This is a genomic window from Bartonella sp. CM31XJBT, from assembly GCF_028618555.1.
Taxonomy (GTDB): Bacteria; Pseudomonadota; Alphaproteobacteria; order Rhizobiales; family Rhizobiaceae; genus Bartonella.
Map to the genome: position 1 here is coordinate 17,578 of NZ_JAQITD010000005.1, position 18,270 is coordinate 35,847.

The window sequence follows — 18,270 nt, forward strand, 5'->3', positions numbered from 1 at the left end:
TAATCTGATAATTTCTTTTACGTTTTTTCATCGGTAGTATTTTTATTTTCCAATTTGCTTTGTCTGTTGAAAGAAATGCAAGTAAGAGGAGTGAGATTATTTTTTACAGCGTTTATGTTGTCAGGGGAGCATTAGTAAGAGGGACTTTCTTTATTGAACGTTTAGAATAATTCCTAAAATGATAAGCTTTCATCCAATGAAGCTATTCATTTTTCCAAAAAGATATCAAGGATAATTTTTTATATTAAATCCAAAAGTGGAAAAATATTGGATGTTTTTTATGTTCTTAACAATGGTTTTATTGAAGGCTTGGAGATATTGGATAGTTGGAAAAGCTGTCAAAACAATTCCACAATTTAAGAAAAAAGTATGTTTATCAAAGGGTTTTCTAAGGCTATAGATAATGGTTAATAATAAAATAGTTTTTTAGAGATGGTCTGTAGAATTAAATATTTGTTGCTCCTAGACGGATTTTAATAGGCACATTACCAGTTTGGCTCGCAACGCGTAAATGAATACGTACAGGAGGCATTATGAGACGACGGTTGCGCATTGTTTGGCAAATGAGAAGGTTAACAAGAGATTGTGTATCTAATGCAGTCGAATTATATTTTAAACCAGTAAGTTTTGCAGCAGCATCGTGAAGAGAACGCAATGAAAGGAGGGATGATTGCTTCAATAAAATTTCTTTTTTATGGAATGAAGCAAAAGCATTATCTGTCATAATACTATCCTTAACGCAGAATTCAAAATTTTTTAGTAGGCTACAGTATAGCAGTTAAAATTTGCTTTCTTTAATGTAGAACAAGCATCAAATGCAGCTTTTTTTGATTGAAACCCTGTAAAGCGCGCCCGGTAATAACGCTGCCCATTCTTTTCAAACAGTTGCATATGTGAAGATGCGTGCTTTAAAGTAGAAAAAGCTATATTTTTTGCTTTTAAAAGTAGAGTTTTTGCTTGTTCTTCACTAGGAAGAGAACCTATTTGGATAGCCCATCCGGCATTTTCGGACAAAGAGGCTGTTACAATTTTATGAGTCTCAACCGGTATAGTTTTTTGAGGGTTCGGTATTGGTATAATTACCTTATTTACAGCCGTTATTGCGATGTTGGAGTTTTTAGGTTGTTCTGCAAATGCTGTCAACATAGTCGAAATTTCATCGTCAAAATTACTTAAATCATCTTTAATGGTTGGTATAGGAGTATTGGCGCCAGTGGGTAAGTGATAGCGTACAGAAGCTATTAAACGTTCACCACTTTTCATTTGGCTTGCTTTGGGCAAATATTGATTCAATAAGCTAGCCATATGCTCGTCACGTGCAGTAGATGATTTTCCTCCCATAACAACAGCGACAATAGAGCGCCCCTCAAGACGCATCGAAGTTGCTAAATTAGAACCTGACATTTGTGTGTATCCTGTTTTAATTCCATCGACACCTTTCATTATTTTAACAAGTTTATTGTGGCTGTTAATTTTATGTCCACGGAAATTAAAACTTTTTGTTTTGAACAATTTATATTGTTTGGGAAAATGTTTACGTAAAGCTAAGGACAAAGTCGCTATATCTCGTGCTGTAGAATAATTGCGCACATCCGGAAGTCCTGAAGCATTTGCGAAATGTGTATGTTTCATGCCAAGTTTATGAGCTTTTGCTGTCATCATTTGAGCGAATTTTTTTTCACTACCTCCAAGATATTCTGCAATGGCAGCAGCAACATCATTTGCAGATCTTGTAATGAGTGCTTTAGCTGCTGATTCTGCAGAAATTGTTTGGCCTGCTTTAAACCCAATTTTTGTCGGTGGACGCATTGCTGCATAATGTGAAACAGGAATTGGTGTATTGGGTGTCACACGACGCATCTGCATAGCTTCAAAGAGTAAGTACAATGTCATCATTTTTGTTAAAGAAGCAGGATAACGTTTCAGTGTTGCATTGGCTTGAAATAGAGTTTTTCCCGTAGTAGCATCTATAACAATAGCTGCATACTTATCAGGATAGGCGCCTTGAGGTGTGGCTGATGCCCAACAGTAAGAAAAAGCTAACACAACAAAAGAAATTGCTATTGTTTTACAGTAGCGCATAATTTTTTGATAATTAATATACACTTGCAGTATCCTATTTCTCCATTTATCCTGAAAAACTTCTATAAAGCTTCCTTTTCTGTAATTTGTTGATGCAATTTAGACGAATGGTATTACTAATTTGTTTACAGAAGTTATTTTATGAGTGAGTGATTGAAGTCTAACCATAGAGGGAAATTTTTTTCTAATACAAACAGGTATTGCAATAGTTATGAAAGAATTTAAAATTAATAAAAAATGTGCTGCATGGAAAACGATAATGGGACAGACGCTCATAATAAACTCTATAGCTCATATTATGCATAATGAAAAGGGCAAGAATTGGGATGAAGGTAGGCATGGTGCGGTTATAATGCCTAAGGCTAGAGAAAAACTCGAAAAACCTAAATTATGTCGAGTTTTTTTGCTTAATGATGATTACACACCTATGGATTTTGTTGTTTTTGTTTTGAAGAACTTTTTTAAAAAAAGTTTCGAAGAGGCAACGCGGATAATGTTAAATGTTCATCACAATGGGATAGGAGAATGTGGGACTTATACTTATGAAGTCGCTGAAATGAAAATATTACAAGTGAGAGAATGTGCGCGTCAAAATGAACATCCGTTACAATGTGTAATGGAATGGAAGTGAGGAGCTATGCCATCTTTTACACCTAGTCTTGAAGAGGTTTTACATCGTGCATTAACAATTGCTACTCAAGCACGGCATGAATATGCAACATTAGAGCATCTTCTACTTGCGCTGTTAGATGATGCCGATGCAAATTCCGTTATTCAGGCTTGCCAAGTAGATGTGGAGGAATTGCGAGAGCGCTTAACCAATTATCTTCGCTCAGAGTTAGATGAACAGATTAGAGCTGATGAGGATACAAAGCCTACAGCTTTTTTCCAGCGTGTTATCCAACGTGCGGTGATTCATGCACAATCGGCTGGAAAAGATGAAGTATCGGGGGCAAATGTTCTTGTTGCAATTTTTTCTGAACGTGAAAGCCATGCAGCATATTTTCTTCAAGAGATGGGAATGACACGCTATGATGCTGTACGTTTTATTTCACAGGGTGTCACGCGTGATGATGGGTTATCCATGTTACTTGAAGGACTTGAAGAGCAATTAGATCAGCAGATTTCGGATAATGGTGAAAGAGGAACAAGTGCTTTAACGAATTATTGTGTTGATCTCAATTGTAAAGCACGTAATGGAAAAATTGATTTATTAATTGGCCGTGAAATGGAAATTTCACGCATGATTCAGATTTTATGTCGAAGGTCGAAAAACAATCCGCTTTTGGTTGGTGATCCTGGAGTGGGGAAAACCGCTATAATTGAGGGATTGGCAAAACGCATTGTTGATGGGCAAGTACCTGAAGTTTTATCAAATGCAACAATATTTTCTCTTGATATGGGGGGACTTGTTGCAGGTACACGTTATCGCGGTGATTTTGAAGAACGCTTAAAGCAAGTTATTAAAGAGTTTGAGCTGTATCCAGATGCTATTTTATTTATTGATGAAATTCATACCTTAATTGGAGCAGGAGCGACATTAGGGGGAAATATGGATGCAGCAAATCTTTTGAAACCTGTATTATCTTCTGGAACTATGCGATGTATTGGTTCGACGACTTATAGAGAATATCGCAAATTCTTTGAACAAGATCGTGCTTTAGAACGTCGTTTTCAGAAGATTGATATTAATGAACCTTCTGTTACAGATGCGATTAAGATTTTGCAAGGGATGAAGCCTTACTTTGAAGATTTTCATCAGATTAAATATACAGATCAGGCGATGAAGGCATCTGTAGAATTATCTTCACGTTATATAATTGATCGTAGGTTACCTGACAAAGCAATTGATATTATTGATGAAAGTGGCGCAGCGCAAAAGCTTTTGCCACAAAAACAACGCAAGAAGAGTATAGGTGTTAAAGAAATTGAAGCGACTGTTGCTACAATTGCAAGAATTCCACCAAAAACAGTTTCCCGGAATGATCAGAAGATACTGAGTAAGCTTGAAAGAGAACTCAAACATGTTGTTTATGGTCAAGATCAGGCAATTTCCATCTTAGTTTCATCCATAAAATTGGCGCGAGCAGGTTTACGCGAACCTGATAAACCAATAGGAAGTTATTTATTTTCAGGACCAACAGGTGTAGGAAAAACTGAAGTTGCAAAACAGCTTGCATCATCTTTAGGCATTGAATTATTGCGTTTTGATATGTCAGAATATATGGAACGGCATACGATAGCACGTTTAATCGGAGCACCTCCAGGTTATATAGGGTTTGATCAAGGAGGTCTCCTTACAGATGCCGTTGATCAGAAACCTCACGCAGTTCTATTGCTAGATGAGATTGAGAAAGCGCATCCAGAGTTATTTAATATTTTATTGCAGGTAATGGATTATGGTAGATTAACAGACCATAATGGTAAGAAAATTGATTTCCGCAATGTTATTTTGATTATGACGACCAATGCGGGTGCTTCAGATATGGCAAAATCAGCTATTGGATTTGGGAAAGTACATCGTGATGGTGAGGATATAGAAGCAATCAATCGGTTATTTACACCAGAATTTCGTAATCGGTTAGATGCAATTATTCCGTTTGCACCTTTATCTCATTTAATCATCAATCAGATAGTGCAAAAATTTATTTTTCAGCTTGAAGCACAATTAGCTGATCGGGGAATTTGTTTTGAATTAAGCCCTTCTGCAACTTTATGGCTTTCCAATAAAGGATATGATTCTCAGATGGGAGCACGCCCATTAGGGCGTGTTATACAAGAATATATTAAAAAGCCATTAGCTGATGAAATTTTATTTGGAAAGTTACGCAATGGTGGTACCGTTCGCGTATTGACACAAAAATCAAATGGTAAAAAAGAAAGCTTACAGTTAGAAATTTCATCTTCCGATATATCTGTAAGTTCAAAGAAAAGTAAAATGGAAAATTTTACAAAAAAACGTGTAGGAAAAAAAAGCTCAACAACTTAAGAGTGTGTTATAAGGCAGCACGGATTTTTTTTGCATTCTCTTCAAGTATTTCTGTAGGTGTTATCATATCATTATGAGGGGTAAGTTCTATTCCCTTCATACGTGGTATAATATGAAAATGGAGGTGATAAACGGTTTGTTGACTAGCTGCTTCATTAAATTGCATGACAGTTATGCCATCTGCCTGAAAGGCTTTTTTGACGGCATTTGCAATTTTTTGAACAGCTTTAATAACAGGAAATAATGTTTCAGTATCTGCATCAAGTAAGTTTCTCGAGCCTTTTTTAGGAATGACCAGCGTATGACCTGGTGCCTGTGGCATGATATCCATAAATCCAATAACATCATCATCTTCGTAGACACGAACAGAAGGGATTTCATTGCGAATCAATTTAGCAAAAATATTGTTATTGTCGTAAGCTTGTTTCATACAAATATTTCCTTTTATTGTAAGTTTAAGATTCTAATTTAAAAACGAAAAAATGCAAGGTTTATCAGAGTGTAAGACAAAGAAGTATTTTGACTTCAGTTATATTTAGGATGGTGCACTGTCTTAATGAAGGTTTAGATTTCTATGATAGCTTCAACTTCTACAGGAACATCCATAGGAAGAGAGGCAACACCAATAGCAGAACGGGCGTGTTTTCCAATTTCACCAAGGATATTGACGAATAAATTAGAAGCTCCATTGGCAACAAAAGGAATATCGGTAAAATGAGAATCTACAGCCACAAAAACAGTAATTTTTACCACACGTTTTATTTTATTTAAGTCACCCAGAGTTGCCTTGAGTTGCGCGAGAATATTGAGAGCGCAAGCTTCGGATGCTTTTTGGGCTTGTTCGGTATTCACAGTTGCACCAGCTTTACCGATGGCTATTGGTTTTCCATTAATAAGAGGGAGTTGTCCAGAAATAAAGAGTTGATTGCCACTTTGTGAAGTGGTGATGTAATTGGCAAGGGGGGAGATTACTTCAGGAAGAGTGATTCCGAACTTCTCTAAGTTTTTTTCAATCATATTGGTCATAATGTTAACTCCATAGCTGCTCTATAATATATTCATTGCATAATCTATTTTTTGATTTAAGAAAATGTGTGGTTAATTGAGAAATTAGCCTTTTTTGCCTTATTGTATGATGTTATGCAACGGGGATAAAGTTCGGAAGTTGGGAATGATTAGATCATTATTTATAATAATTTTATATATTGTTTTTTTATGTACTGCGAGAGCTGAAGAGCCCATTTTTATTGTGCCTCATCGAGCAATTTATGATTTTCATCTCGATAGTGTTTCTCATGAAATGACAATTTCTGCGATGTCAGGACGAATGGTTTACGAGCTTACTGGTTCGGCATGCCAAGGCTATAGCACACGTTTTCGTTTCATTAGCCGTGTTCACATTGAAGATATGCCAGTACGTTTGACGGATCAACAGACGACGAGTTATGAGACAGGAGACAGCCGTACATTTCGTTTTAATATCACAGATCAAGAGGGAGAAGAGGTTGTGCATCGTGCCGAGGGGGTTGCGGAGCGTACTCAAGATGGTATTACAGTTACCTTAAAAAAGCCAAAGGAAAAAGAGTATAAGCTTGCAATGGCTGAATTTCCAATAATGCAACTAAAAAATATTATCCGCCATGCAAAAGCAGGAGATCATTTTTACAATGTTACTGTATTTGATGGGACAAATAAAGCAGATAAAGTTATAAAAGAAAGTATCGTCATCGGGGAAAAGAAGACGCTTTTATCTGATAGCGAAACGGAAAAAGTAAGAAAATTGGATGAAGAAGAATATTGGCCTGTTACAATTTCTTATTTTGATGATGGAGAAAATAAAGATGGTTTGCCGGTTTATCGTAGCAGTTTTCTCTTACATGAGAATGGTGTCATGCGTGATCTTCATATAGATTATGGAACTTTTTCAGTGCGTGCAAAATTGAACAGTCTCGAATTCTTGGAACTTGGAAAAGATCTTAATCAATGTGAAAATGCAAATATTAAATGATTAAAGAAAATAACTTGAAAAAGAATCAAATATTAGTATGTTTGCGCTATTCCACACGCGGAGTCTGGGTGTTTGCAAATGATCTGTGAGAAAATTCTAGCAAGCATCCGCCGGTAGCAGGTCTTTCTGCTTTTTCCGCGGAGGTTGAACCGGAAAGGATAAGATTTATGGCACTACCCGATTTTACTATGCACCAGCTTTTAGAAGCCGGTGTGCATTTTGGTCACCAGACTCATCGCTGGAATCCCAAAATGACTCCCTATATTTATGGTCAGCGTAATAATATCCATATTATTGACCTTGCTCAGACCGTTCCACTTTTACACCAAGCGCTTAAACTTGTTTCAGATACTGTAGCGCGTGGTGGTCGTATTCTCTTTGTTGGTACGAAACGGCAAGCATCTGACATTATCGCAGATGCGGCGAATCGTTCCGCCCAGTATTACGTTAATGCACGTTGGCTTGGCGGCATGCTCACAAACTGGAAAACGATTTCCAATTCGATCCATCGTTTGCGGAAGCTTGATAAAATTCTTGCTGCTGAAGCGCAAGGCTTTACCAAAAAGGAACGTTTAAATCTTGAACGTGATCGTGAAAAGCTTAATCGTGCGCTTGGTGGTATTAAAGATATGGGTTCTGTTCCAGATCTTATTTTTGTTATCGATACGAATAAAGAAAATATTGCACTCCAAGAAGCAAAACGTTTAGGTATTCCAGTGATTGCTATTATTGATACCAATTGTGATCCCGATGACGTAACACATCCAATACCAGGTAATGACGATGCTTCACGTGCAATTTCTCTTTATTGCGATCTTTTTGCCCGTGCTGCTCTTGATGGTATTGCACGCCAGCAAGGAGCAATGGGTATCGATTTAGGAGCTCAAGTTGATGCACCTGTGGAGCCTATTTTGGAAGAAAATGCAGTTTCAGAAGTTTCTGAATAATATAAAACGCCTAATTAAGGTACTTTTATTGTCTAAAGAAGAAGTTATAGGCGTGCAGAGGGATTTTGCACGCTTTCACTGTTACAAAATAAAGAGGCAAATATGAGCATTACTGCTGCACAAGTAAAAGAACTTCGAGAATTATCTGGCGCTGGTATGATGGACTGTAAAGCCGCTCTAGCAGAGACCAATGGTGATATGGAAGCTGCTGTTGATTGGCTTCGTAAAAAAGGAATAGCTAAAGCAGATAAAAAGGCTGGTCGTACAGCAGCTGAGGGATTAATCGGAGTCGTATCAAAAGATTCACATGCAGTTTTGGTTGAGATTAATTCTGAAACAGATTTTGTTGCACGCAATGATGGATTCCAAGACATTGTGCGTAAAGTAGCAACTGCTGCCTTAGATACGCTAGGGGATGTTGAATCTGTTTCTGTTTCTCTTTATCCAGGCTCTGAGAAGACTGTAGAGCTTACGATTAAAGATGCAATTGGTACAATTGGCGAAAATATGACATTTCGTCGTTCCGCTAAATTGTCTGTTGAGAATGGTGTTGTTGCGACTTATATACACAATAGTGTGGCTGATGGGCTTGGAAAACTTGGTGTTTTGGTTGCGATTGAAACAACAGGAAATAAGGAAGCTGCTCTTGCTTTTGGTCGGCAGGTCGCGATGCATATTGCGGCAACCAATCCATTAGCACTTACAGCACAAGATGTTGATGCTGCTGCTGTTGAGCGTGAAAAAGCAATTTTTTCAGATCAAGCACGTCAGTCTGGAAAACCTGAAAATATCATTGAAAAAATGGTAGAAGGACGTATGCGTAAGTTTTTTGAAGAGGTTGTTTTGCTTTCTCAAGCTTTTGTTATGAATCCTGATATAACTGTTGAGGCCGCTTTAAAGGATGCTGAGAAATCAATTGGTGCTCCAGCAAAAATTACAGGCTTTATTCGTTTTGCATTAGGTGAAGGTGTGGAAAAAGAGGAGTCTGATTTTGCTGCAGAGGTTGCTGCTGCTGTAAAAGGCTAGTTATTGCAAACTCTTGAACAGAGATTTAAAGTCATATCGTTGGTTGTAGAATCTCTGAGGGGAACAATGTAATTGTTGAGAGGGCGTCACGTGAAAAAAGTGGTGCCCTTCGTGATGTCAAAAGCAAAAAGTAAATGGGCTTTTGGGGAGATTATTAATGGCATTAGCACTTCCGTATAAACGTATTCTTTTAAAGGCTTCTGGTGAAGCTCTTATGGGAGGGCAGAATTTTGGCATTGATGTTTCTGTTGTAGACCGTATTGCCGCTGATATTGCAGAAGTGCGCACAATGGGGATAGAAGTTGCGGTTGTTATCGGTGGGGGAAATATTTTTCGTGGCGTTGCTGTTGCTTCGCATGGTGGGGACCGAGTGACAGGTGATCATATGGGAATGCTTGCAACTGCTATTAACTCTTTAGCATTGCGAACATCTTTGACAAAATTAGGGGTTGAAACTGTTGTACTCTCTGCGATTGCTATGCCACAAATTTGTGAAAGTTTCTCGCAACGTAAAGCAATAGCTTATATGAATCAGGGAAAAGTTGTTATTTTTGCAGGTGGTACAGGAAATCCATTTTTTACCACTGATTCTGCTGCTACTTTACGTGCAGCAGAAATTGGTGCGGATGTCCTTCTTAAAGGAACACAAGTTGATGGTATTTATTCAGCAGATCCAAAAATAGACCCTACGGCTAAGCGTTTTGACCAATTAACACATGTTGAAGTTTTGCAATGGGGATTATCTGTTATGGATTCAACGGCGGTCACTTTAGCACGTGAGAACAATGTACCGATTATTGTGTATTCCATTCATGAAAAAGGCGGTTTGGCTAAGGTCTTGAATGGAACAGGACGCTTTACAATAGTATCGGAATAAGGGTAAGCTTCAAAGGACAATTGAAGGAGACAGGAATATGAATGTTACATCAATTATGGATGATCTGAAACGTCGCATGGATGGTGCCATTACGGCTTTTAAACATGAATTAGGTGGTTTGCGGACTGGACGTGCATCGGCCAGTTTATTAGAGCCGTTGACCGTTGAATCTTATGGTTCTGTTGTGCATATAAATCAGGTTGCTAATATTTCTGTTCCCGAACCTCGGATGCTTTCTGTTTCTGTATGGGATAAAACGATGGTCGGAGCTGTAGAGCGCGCTATTCGCGATTCTGGTCTTGGTTTAAATCCCATAACTGATGGTACGAATCTACGTATTCCTTTGCCTGAGTTGAATGAAGAGCGCCGTAAAGAACTTGTAAAAATTGCGCATCACTATGCAGAGCAAGCGCGTGTTGCTACACGTCATGTCCGTCGGGATGGTCTGGACAATTTGAAAAAGTTAGAAAAAGATGGTGAAATTGGACAAGATGAAGCCCATAGTTTGTCTGAAAAAGTTCAAAAACTCACAGATGAAACTATTGCTGATATTGATAAAATTTTAGCCGTAAAAGAATCTGAAATTATGCACGTTTAAGACGGTTTTGTCGCTAGAAAAAAGATGTTACACTCCCAAGCCTGTAAATTGTTTCTAGGGATAATAGGAGGGGTGGTGTGTTCTGTGATAGCAAGGTGTGATGCAGGAAGGTATTCTATCATTTTGATATGGGAGAGACTGATTTGAAAGGGCAGATGTTTAAATTTTTTAATCTGCGTGGTAAATCATGCCCTTTGCTGGAAGACACTATTTAACAGCATAGTGTGGGCTTTTAGTTGAGTACGTCTTTGTTAAACTGCATAATGAAAGCATTATTAGAAATTATTCAAATATTCTAAGATGAAGGTTGGGGAAAGAATATTAAGCCTAACCTTTCTCTTATTTCTCATTATAAAACATGTGGGTATGATCGATCAAGCAGATGTTATGTGGCGTAATTCGTTTTTTAATGACGAATAGTTGATAGAAAAGTGTTTTTATACGAAACCTATATTAGTTAATTTGTATGGGGTAGAGGTAGCTGCTTTTTCATTTTATATTTGAGAAAATATTAAAAAAATATTTAGGATTAATCTTGACTGAGATTTTTGAAGCTGTTTTCATTGATTATTAGTCTCATAAGCGCTATCTTAGTAGACTGAATTATTTATGATAAATTATAAGAGAAATTATACAGGTATGAGATAAAAACACTGCGTAGGGGAATTTTTCTTGCGTTAATTTCAGGGCTTGTATTTTCTATTTTTATTGTTTGGATGTTGTTTTGTCTAATTTGGTTTATCGTATTCTGACAGCTTTTGTTTTTGGCGTTATTGCGTTGTATCTAACATGGTTGGGAGGAAACTTCTTTTTTTTATTTGTATGGTGTATTGGCGGTTTTGTTCTTTATGAGTGGATGAGTATTACTAAAGAGAAGTGGTGTGTTTTACAAAAAATATTAGCAAGTATCTTTTACTTGATCTTTGGCTTTTTTTTAGTGTTGAGTGTATCTGCTCCGTTGATTTTTTGTGTTTTAATCGTTTTGGCTGCGGTGTTGGCTATTATATCTATAAAAAAGAGTGGTTGGGTTTTTTGTGGTTTTTTATATGCATCTTTTCCTGTTGTTGCTTTATGCTTTCTACGGGATCATGAAATGTTGGGGTTCCAAGTTGTTATTTTCTTATTTACGATAGTGTGGGGAACAGATATTGGTGGTTATTTTATCGGACGTGCATTAGGGGGCCCTAAATTAGCACCACAATTTTCTCCTAATAAAACATGGTCAGGAGCACTTGGTGGTACATTTGTCGGAGTTTTCGGTGGTATATGGGTTGCTTTTGGATTTTTTGATATAAATTTAGCTAGTTTTTTTGTGCCACTCCTTACACTTGTTTTATCAATTGTTTCACAATTGAGTGATTTAGGGCAATCGTGGCTCAAAAGACGGTTTTCTGTTAAAGATTCTAGTTCTTTATTGCCTGGACATGGTGGTTTTATGGATCGTATAGATGGATTGGTAGGGGCAGCTTTTCTTCTTTATTTAATTGGTTCATTTATGTCTGATATGGATGCGCCTTTTAATCTTTTTAGTATGATCTAATTGGGAGAAGATCGTTTGGAACTTTTAAATCATATCGTCACTATGGGTGATTTTCTTTTAAGAAGTTTGAGTATTCTTTTCATCATTATGATTATCATTTTTGTGCACGAATTTGGGCATTATCTCATTGGTCGGTGGTGTGGTATTAAGGCGTTAATTTTTTCGCTTGGATTTGGACCAGAAATAGCGAGTTATACAGATAAGCATGGCACAAAGTGGCGTTTAGCACTTATCCCCTTAGGAGGTTATGTAAAATTTGTTGGGGATGAGGAAAAAATCGATACGGAATCATCCCAATCATCTCTGATTGTTGATGGTTCATTTGCTAGTGCGCATGCTTGGAAAAAAGCAGCAACTGTTTTTGCCGGTCCTTTCTTCAATGCCCTTTTTACTGTTGTTATTCTAACATTTTTTTTCTTTATCTATGGTCGTGTAGCCATTGAGCCCGTTGTTGGTTCTTTGGTAAAAGATAGCCCTGCTCTTCAATCCGGTTTGGAATTAGGTGATCGTTTTGTTGAAATGGATGGACGACGGGTTGAAAGCTTTGAAGATTTGATGAATTATGTAGCTTTTCATGGAAGAGAACCCATAGAGTTTAAAATAGAACGCATGGGGCGAGTCTTTACAACGATGATTACCCCGAAAGTCGTTGAGCGAGATGATGGATTTGGTAATCGAACACGAAGTGCTATGATAGGTGTAGGTGTTCCTGTTGATTTAAATAATCCAGCACATTTAGATCCAACTTATATAAAACATATTCGCTATGGTTTTGTAACAGCTGTAAGAGAAGCGTCAGACCGTACTGTGTTTATCGCCACTCAAACTGTTCTTTTTATGAGTCGTTTAATAGGAGGAAAAGAGGATCGTTGTCGGCTAAGTGGACCTTCTAAAACCGTTAAAATTGCTTGGAAAGTGAGCGAGACAGGTTTTATCTCTTTGTTGAATTTGGCAGCTTTTCTTTCAATAAGTGTTGGGCTTATTAACCTTTTTCCGATTCTACCGCTTGACGGTGGGCATCTTTTATTGCATGTCATTGAGGTCATTACTGGGAGGAGAATATCTACCAAAATTCAGGGAATTGTTTTTCGTTTAGGTTTTTCCATTCTTCTCCTTTTTATGATCTTTGTCTTTTTTAATGATTATTTTTGTTGGTTTAGCTAATTAAATTATGGAAAACGCTTTATAAATTAAGTAATAATAGCAAAAACAAATTTAAGGTTGTTTACCATGTCTACAAAATGTTGTGGCGTTGTAGGTTATAATGAGTAATTAAGGAATGAAAAGTCTCGCTGTAAAGCTGTAAAAAGGTTGTTATGGCAGTTAGCTTTTTAAGGCATCATGTCCAAGGAACGAGAGTAAGGTAAAAAAGCCAATGACTACGAATTCAAAGTTTTTAAATGCAGCATCTGTATTGGTGTTAAAGATGGGGATGATTGCCCCAGCAACGGTTTTTATGTCAATTGCTGCGGTCGGAGAAATACAAGCGTCTGTAGTCCGCTCTATTGAGGTTCGTGGGAATAAGTTTGTAAGTTCTCAGGCGATTCGAGACAATATGGGGATTAAGGTTGGGCAAGGTGTTTCCAGTGGTGATGTTGATAGTGCTGTGAAGAACCTTTTCGAATTGGGTTTATTTTATGATGTTAAAATAAATCCGGTGGGTGATAAATTGGTTGTATTCGTAAAAGAATATGAGGTTGTCAATCAAATATTGTTTCAAGGAAATAAATCTTTTAAAGACCCAGATCTTAAGCGGTTTATTTCTTTAAAACCGAATGAGCCTTTTAATTCTGCTAAGCTTTCTGCTGATATAAATACAATTCGTGAGGCTTATAAAACTCTTGGTCGTAATAATATCACTGTTAACGTTCAAACGATTAACCTTGGAAAAGGGCGGGTTAATGTGGTATTTAATGTCGTTGAAGGGAAAAAAACAAAGATTGGTGATATCACTTTTAAGGGCAATAGTGTCTTTGGAAGTCGCCGTTTGCGTGATGTGATTTCAACAAAAACTTCAGGAATTTTTTCGAAGTTGTTGGGAGGTGATGTTTACAGTGAAGAGCGCCTCGCTGTTGATGAAGAAGCTTTACGTCGCTTTTATTATAACCGTGGTTATGCAGATTTTCGTGTAGTCTCTTCTAAAGCAACTTTTGATGCAGCAAGCAATACGTATAAAATTTCTTTCGTTCTTGATGAGGGTGCGCTCTATAAAATTAGCGATATTCAGGTTGAAAGTGATGTTGATGGAATTGACGTTCAATCTGTGAAAAGGGTGCTTAAAACCCAGCCAGGTAATGTTTATAGTGCAGAAGATATTGAGCAGTCTGTTGCAACTATTAATAACAAAGTTGCTGATTCGGGATATGCTTTTGCTAAAGTTGAACCGCGGGGAAATCGTAATTTAGCAAATCATACAATTTCAATTTTATATAATATTGAACAGGGTACACGTGCTTATATTCAACGTATTGATATACGTGGCAATGAGAAAACGCGTGATTACGTCATTCGCCGTGAGATTGATTTAAATGAAGGAGATGCTTACAATCAAACTTTACTACAGCGGGCGAAACGTCGTCTAGAAAGTTTAGGTTTCTTCAAAGCCGTTAATATTTCAATGGTTCCCACAGATCAATCTGACCAAGTTGTTTTGGTAATAGATGTCGTTGAAGCTTCAACAGGAGATCTCTCTCTTTCTGGAGGGTATACAACAGGGGGAACAAGTCCTGGTATGTCACTTGAAGTTTCTGTTACTGAACGTAATCTTGGGGGACGTGGTCAATATGTTCGTTTAGGATTAGGTGCGGGGCAAGAAAAATCTCGTAATTATAATTTATCCTTTGTTGATCCTTATTTCTTAGGATATCGTTTATCTGCTGGCGTTGATGTTTTTCGTAGTACTTATCGTGCTGATAAAGCCTATGATGTACGGCAGACAGGTGGATCGTTGCGGTTTTCGTTACCTATTAATAATCAATTATCTGCTAATGTAGCTTATTCTTATGTGCAGGAAGAATATGATTTTGGCGGAGAGTATGATTTTGACAAAGAGGGTGACATAATAGAATTATATGGGAAATATTCTGGTGCGATTGTTCAAGCTGCAAAACACAGCCCTTGGAAACGTTCATCAATTAGTTATGGTTTCACCTATAATACGATTGATGATATGAGATCCCCCCATGATGGGTGGTACGTGCATCTGCTTCAGGAATATGCAGGGCTTGGTGGGAGTGCAAAGTTCTTGAAGACCACGGGTAAGGCGATGATGTACAAGACTCTTTCTGACCAGAAGGATATCGTTGGTTTGCTTTCCTTTGGGGGTGGTTATATCCATGAAGTAGGCAAAGAAGGTGTTCGTATTTTCGATATGTTTAAAGTAAATTCTGATATGATTCGAGGGTTCAAATATAATGGAATAGGTCCGCGCCAGGTTTCCAGTAAGGGTGAGGTTTATTTCTTGGGGGGAACGACATATATGAATGCGACTGCTGAAGTACAGTTTCCTATCCCTGTTGTGCCTGAAGGATTCGGGTTGCGCGGTGCTTTATTTGCGGATATTGCCACGCTTTATGGCAATAATTATAAAGCCGTTTTTCAGGGTGAACCGTCTGTTACCAATACCAAAAGTGCTTGGCGTTCATCTGCAGGTGTGAGTTTGATGTGGGATTCTCCGTTTGGTCCTTTGCGTTTTGATTATGCTTGGCCAATAACGAAGCAGGAAGGTGATCGTTTGCAACAATTGAATTTTGGTATTTCTACGAAGTTCTGATTTGAGCGATTTTAAGAAGGAAAAATTTGAAGAGAATAGCTTAAGCTGGGAGAGAAAGTGTTTTGATGGCGGATACATTTTTTTTTACGCCGTCCCGACGATTGACAGTTGCAAATGCTGCTGAGTTGACGGGTGCAAAGCTTCTTAATCCAGAGTTTTCTCATAAAGTTATCAATACTCTTTCTTCACTTGAGAGTGCGGTGGAAGGTTCGCTTGTTTTTGTAGAGCATCGGAAGTTTTCTGATGCTTTACTGGACAGTTCTGCTGTTGCTGTTTTGTGTACGAATGAGATTGTTTTTAAAGTTCCCGAAACTATGGCAATTTTGGTGACATCCACACCACAGCGTGACTTTGCTCAGATTGGTCGTATTTTGTTTCCAGATTCTGTCAAGCCAATGCCTTGGTTGGGGCAGAAGGGGATTTCATTACATGCGCATATTCATCCAACGGCTAAGTTGGCACATGATGTGTGTATTGAAGCTGGAGCTGTTATTGGTAAAAATGTTGAGATTGGTGCAGGAACTCTTATTTCATCCACAGCTGTTATCGGTGAAAATTGCCGTATTGGATGTGACTGCTATATTGCTCCTAAGGTAACAGTTCAGTGTTCTATAATAGGTGATAAGGTTCAGCTTTATCCTGGCGTTTGCATTGGACAAGATGGTTTTGGTTATGTTGGAGGCGGAGTTGGGATCGAGAAAATTCCACAGCTTGGTCGTGTTATTATTGAGGATGGTGTAGAAGTTGGTGCGAACACGACTATTGATCGTGGGACATTTCAAGATACTGTTATTGGTGAAGGAAGCAAGATTGATAATCTTGTACAAATTGCCCACAATGTAAAAATTGGCCGCTATTGTCTTATTGCCGCTCAATGTGGCATTGCGGGAAGTACATCTATAGGGGATATGTCTCAGCTTGGCGGAAGTGTGGGAGTAGCTGATCACATCATAATAGGTAAATCTGTTCAGATTGCTGCTCGTAGTGGTGTTATGAATGACATTCCGGATGGCGAAAAATGGGGAGGTAGTCCAGCGCGACCATTTAAACAATGGTTTCGTGAAGTAGCGGCGTTGCGCAGTATGGGAAAAGTTAAAAAGGAGAAACGCTGATATGATCAGCAGTGAAAAAACTAAAAACTTAGAGGCTGTCGATATTGAAAAACTATTATCAATATTACCGCACCGTTATCCATTTTTATTGATTGATCGTATCGTTGATATTGATGGTGAACAAGAAGCGATTGGTATTAAAAATATAACGATTAATGAGCCACATTTTACGGGACATTTTCCCGCAAAGCCTGTTATGCCTGGAGTTTTGATTTTAGAAGCTATGGCACAAACGGCAGGAGCAATAGCACTTTTAAATTTAGGCAATAAGCAAACAAATTTAGTTTACCTTATGACGGTTGATAATGCGAAATTTCGTAAGCCGGTTATGCCTGGTGATCAGCTCAAGATTCATGTTCAGCTTTTGAAAAAAAGATCTGGTATGAGACGTTTTTCATGTGTTGCAAAAGTAGAAGATGTCCGCGTCGCTGAAGCAGAAATTGCTGCAATGATTGTCGAAGAAGAATAAACGATATTTGATGGGAATTTAAAAATGTCCGGTACGAAAATCCATCCAACTGCTCTTGTGGAGAAGGGAGCGCAGCTTGGTGAGAATGTACGCGTTGGACCATTTTGCCATATTAGTTCAGAGGCTGTTATTGGTGATGAATGTAGTTTGACAAGTCATGTTGTAATAATGGGAAAGACAACATTAGGAGCCAAGAGTAAAGTATTTTCTCATGCTGTTTTGGGGGCAGATCCGCAAAATAATAAACATAAAGGAGGAGCTACAACTCTTTTTATTGGTAAGAATTGTACGATTCGTGAAGGTGTAACAATGCATAGGGGTTCCGATTCGAGTGTAGGAATGACAGTTGTTGGTGATAATTGCCAATTTTTTTGTTATGCGCATATCGCTCACGATTGTTATGTAGGCAATCATGTAACATTTGCCAATAACGCAATGATTGCTGGTCATGTCACTGTTGGTGATTATGTGATTATTGGTGGTGGTGCTGCTGTTCATCAATTTGTTCGTGTTGGACATCATGCATTTATCGGCGGCGTATCTGCACTGGTTGGTGATCTGATACCTTATGGAACAGCTGTTGGTGTGCAGGCAAAACTTGCCGGCCTCAATATTATTGGCATGAAGCGTGCAGGACTTGAGCGTCAAGATATTCATGCACTCCGTCATGCAGTTGCCATGCTTTTTGATCATAGCAAACCATTTAAAGAGCGTGTTAGTGATGTTGCTTCTTTTTATTCTTCTTCTCAGTCTGTTTCTGAAGTTGTTAATTTTATTAAAGAAGAAGGAAAGCGTTTTTATTGTACACCAAAATTTGAAGGTGATAAAATAAAAGAACATAAGGATTAAA

General features: G+C 38.0%; 17 protein-coding genes. 13 read left to right on the forward strand and 4 right to left on the reverse strand.

Annotation, left to right across the window (positions count from 1 at the left end):
* Nucleotides 1–445 precede the first annotated feature (445 nt).
* Nucleotides 446–724 (reverse strand): hypothetical protein, encoded by a 279-nt coding sequence (locus tag PVV63_RS03475; RefSeq protein ID WP_273790659.1) that lies wholly within the window; start codon nucleotides 722–724, stop codon nucleotides 446–448.
* A gap of 32 nt (nucleotides 725–756) precedes the next feature.
* On the reverse strand, nucleotides 757–2,106 hold the full coding sequence (locus tag PVV63_RS03480; protein WP_273790660.1) for a D-alanyl-D-alanine carboxypeptidase: 1,350 nt from the start codon (nucleotides 2,104–2,106) through the stop codon (nucleotides 757–759).
* Nucleotides 2,107–2,341: 235 nt separating this feature from the next.
* On the opposite strand from PVV63_RS03480, the gene clpS reads away from it, so the two are divergent.
* Both clpS and clpA read left to right on the forward strand, forming a co-directional pair.
* Nucleotides 2,342–2,713, forward strand: coding sequence for an ATP-dependent Clp protease adapter ClpS (gene clpS, locus PVV63_RS03485; protein WP_273790742.1), 372 nt, complete (start codon nucleotides 2,342–2,344; stop codon nucleotides 2,711–2,713).
* A 6-nt stretch (nucleotides 2,714–2,719) separates the two neighbouring features.
* Complete coding sequence (gene clpA / locus PVV63_RS03490; RefSeq protein ID WP_273790661.1) at nucleotides 2,720–5,071, forward strand: ATP-dependent Clp protease ATP-binding subunit ClpA; 2,352 nt, start codon at nucleotides 2,720–2,722, stop codon at nucleotides 5,069–5,071.
* Nucleotides 5,072–5,078: 7 nt separating this feature from the next.
* On the opposite strand, the gene PVV63_RS03495 is transcribed toward clpA, so the two are convergent.
* Entirely contained in the window at nucleotides 5,079–5,501 is a 423-nt protein-coding gene (locus tag PVV63_RS03495) for an HIT family protein (protein ID WP_273790662.1), read from the reverse strand.
* Nucleotides 5,502–5,635: 134 nt separating this feature from the next.
* Nucleotides 5,636–6,097, reverse strand: a complete 462-nt coding sequence (locus PVV63_RS03500; RefSeq protein WP_273790663.1) for a RidA family protein — start codon at nucleotides 6,095–6,097, stop codon at nucleotides 5,636–5,638.
* 145 nt (nucleotides 6,098–6,242) lie between these two features.
* Here PVV63_RS03500 and PVV63_RS03505 point away from each other — a divergent pair, with 145 nt between their 5' ends.
* The 11 genes from PVV63_RS03505 (at nucleotide 6,243) to lpxA (ending at nucleotide 18,269) form a co-directional block, all read left to right on the forward strand.
* Complete coding sequence (locus PVV63_RS03505; RefSeq protein WP_273790664.1) at nucleotides 6,243–7,079, forward strand: cell envelope integrity EipB family protein; 837 nt, start codon at nucleotides 6,243–6,245, stop codon at nucleotides 7,077–7,079.
* Between the two features lie 167 nt (nucleotides 7,080–7,246).
* Entirely contained in the window at nucleotides 7,247–8,026 is a 780-nt protein-coding gene (gene rpsB, locus PVV63_RS03510) for a 30S ribosomal protein S2 (protein WP_273788135.1), read from the forward strand.
* A 102-nt stretch (nucleotides 8,027–8,128) separates the two neighbouring features.
* Nucleotides 8,129–9,052: a translation elongation factor Ts gene (gene tsf / locus PVV63_RS03515; protein ID WP_273790665.1), complete on the forward strand. Its 924-nt coding sequence runs from the start codon at nucleotides 8,129–8,131 to the stop codon at nucleotides 9,050–9,052.
* Nucleotides 9,053–9,209: 157 nt separating this feature from the next.
* Nucleotides 9,210–9,929 (forward strand): UMP kinase, encoded by a 720-nt coding sequence (gene pyrH, locus PVV63_RS03520; RefSeq protein WP_273790666.1) that lies wholly within the window; start codon nucleotides 9,210–9,212, stop codon nucleotides 9,927–9,929.
* 37 nt (nucleotides 9,930–9,966) lie between these two features.
* Nucleotides 9,967–10,527, forward strand: a complete 561-nt coding sequence (gene frr, locus PVV63_RS03525) for a ribosome recycling factor (protein WP_273790667.1) — start codon at nucleotides 9,967–9,969, stop codon at nucleotides 10,525–10,527.
* A gap of 724 nt (nucleotides 10,528–11,251) precedes the next feature.
* Complete coding sequence (locus PVV63_RS03530) at nucleotides 11,252–12,067, forward strand: phosphatidate cytidylyltransferase (RefSeq protein ID WP_273790668.1); 816 nt, start codon at nucleotides 11,252–11,254, stop codon at nucleotides 12,065–12,067.
* Nucleotides 12,068–12,082: 15 nt separating this feature from the next.
* A complete protein-coding gene (locus PVV63_RS03535) occupies nucleotides 12,083–13,231 on the forward strand; it encodes an RIP metalloprotease (protein ID WP_273790669.1) in 1,149 nt (382 codons plus the stop codon).
* A gap of 211 nt (nucleotides 13,232–13,442) precedes the next feature.
* A complete protein-coding gene (gene bamA, locus PVV63_RS03540; protein ID WP_273790670.1) occupies nucleotides 13,443–15,839 on the forward strand; it encodes an outer membrane protein assembly factor BamA in 2,397 nt (798 codons plus the stop codon).
* 65 nt (nucleotides 15,840–15,904) lie between these two features.
* Complete coding sequence (lpxD, locus tag PVV63_RS03545; RefSeq protein ID WP_273790671.1) at nucleotides 15,905–16,951, forward strand: UDP-3-O-(3-hydroxymyristoyl)glucosamine N-acyltransferase; 1,047 nt, start codon at nucleotides 15,905–15,907, stop codon at nucleotides 16,949–16,951.
* Nucleotide 16,952: 1 nt separating this feature from the next.
* Complete coding sequence (gene fabZ, locus PVV63_RS03550) at nucleotides 16,953–17,420, forward strand: 3-hydroxyacyl-ACP dehydratase FabZ (RefSeq protein ID WP_273790672.1); 468 nt, start codon at nucleotides 16,953–16,955, stop codon at nucleotides 17,418–17,420.
* A 24-nt stretch (nucleotides 17,421–17,444) separates the two neighbouring features.
* A complete protein-coding gene (gene lpxA, locus PVV63_RS03555) occupies nucleotides 17,445–18,269 on the forward strand; it encodes an acyl-ACP--UDP-N-acetylglucosamine O-acyltransferase (protein ID WP_273790673.1) in 825 nt (274 codons plus the stop codon).
* The last annotated feature ends 1 nt before the right edge of the window (nucleotide 18,270 follow it).